This window comes from Chromobacterium sp. ASV23 (assembly GCF_016428945.1).
GTDB classification, from domain to species: Bacteria; Pseudomonadota; Gammaproteobacteria; order Burkholderiales; family Chromobacteriaceae; genus Chromobacterium; species Chromobacterium sinusclupearum.
This window is the reverse complement of the sequence record NZ_JAELTR010000184.1, coordinates 1-463: the sequence shown is the minus strand read 5'-3', so window position 1 is coordinate 463 and position 463 is coordinate 1. Positions and strand designations below refer to the sequence as shown.

At 47.3% G+C, this 463-nt stretch carries 1 protein-coding gene; it reads right to left on the bottom strand.

Going from position 1 to position 463, the window contains the following annotated elements; all coding sequences use genetic code 11:
* Positions 1-326: hypothetical protein (locus tag JHD59_RS22970; RefSeq protein ID WP_233164478.1), on the bottom strand; the 326-nt coding region annotated here is incomplete at its 3' end.
* Positions 327-463: the final 137 nt, after the last annotated feature.

The window sequence follows — 463 nt, the reverse complement described above, 5'->3', positions numbered from 1 at the left end:
ACAATAAACCATCTACCATCCGGGTAGCGATCAATCAGAATTGGCACATAAGGCTGTATCCAGATGGGTGGCGTATGCTCTACTGTTGCACCATTCACCATTAACACCCACTCCATTACCTCCCCACCGCCCTCACCCCAAGGACCCACTCCATTTATCCAGTTAAAATTTCTTACCGAAATAATTTGCCCGGATTCCAGCTGTACCTCTTCCTTCCAGTTAACCGGCCACCACGCCCTGATAACCAAGCCACAAACAAGCAATGCAATGAATACCAATGCACCACGTATCTTATCCGCCAATAACCACTGCCATATTCTCTGCATGATTTACCCGCTCAACAAAATGAGTCATAAAAACTTCCACATCCTTTAGCGCTCCCGCAATCCCTCACTCGCATACTCCTGCAAAGGGCTCAGGAAATAACTGATCACTCTGCGCTTGCCGGTTTTAATTTCCGTAC